The sequence below is a fragment of the Gordonia sp. 852002-50816_SCH5313054-c genome (genome assembly GCF_001665925.1).
In the GTDB taxonomy this organism is placed as follows: domain Bacteria; phylum Actinomycetota; class Actinomycetes; order Mycobacteriales; family Mycobacteriaceae; genus Gordonia; species Gordonia jacobaea.
In genome coordinates this window covers 1-721 of sequence record NZ_LZTE01000085.1, presented here as the reverse complement: position 1 = coordinate 721, position 721 = coordinate 1, and the positions used below count along the sequence as shown (strand labels likewise).

Annotated in this window: 1 pseudogene; it reads right to left on the bottom strand. The window is 61.2% G+C overall.

What is annotated here, in order from left to right:
• Positions 1-556: pseudogene (locus tag A5788_RS22180) on the bottom strand (hypothetical protein); the annotation flags it as partial.
• Positions 557-721: the final 165 nt, after the last annotated feature.

Sequence of the window (721 nt, the reverse complement as noted above, 5' to 3'; positions counted from 1 at the left end):
TCGAACCCGGCACCGCCTCACCCGACCAGCAGGAGGCTGCCTGAAACAACCTCATCCACAGATCTTGACAATATCTCGCGGTATACCGGCCAACGAGCCACGGAATCAACGCATTCGAGACCGCGATGGCAGGAATCATCCACCACACGTCAGCTGTGCCGTTGAGATATGCCGCCGTCGCGACGCCTGCCATCAGCACGGGTAACACGGTCGCCGACGCCCGGGCGGGCAGCCATGCGCCGGCGCGATAGCCGGCGACCAGCACGCCGACGTTGCCGATACCGGCCGCGAGTCCGTAGTGGCTCAGCAGTAGGCATGCGAGGATACGTGTGATCACCTGAATGTAGGCAACCGCGGCTGTGGTGCTGGGGCGCAAGGCCAGACAGAGGTCGGCAGCGACCAGCGTGATCGTCATCGTGAGCGCAGCCGTCGGGGCGGCAGAGAAGATCCCAGAGGAAATGAAGAGCATGGCGTCGATCACGGCGGCGAACAGTGCCACCAGGAGTGACTGGCGTTCGAGCGACTTTCGAACGGCGACGAGTCCTGACTCCGGCATGTGTGAAGGCTAGTCGAGATCCCCCGTGAGAGGGAGGGAAAATCAGTTCTTCGCGGGATGTTTGCGCAGGTCACCGTCAATAGTGTTCGGGGGTGTCAGATGGTCTGTGTAAGTCCAGTGCTCATCAGTGAGAGGAAGATCTATGAGCATGGCGTTAGACGACAA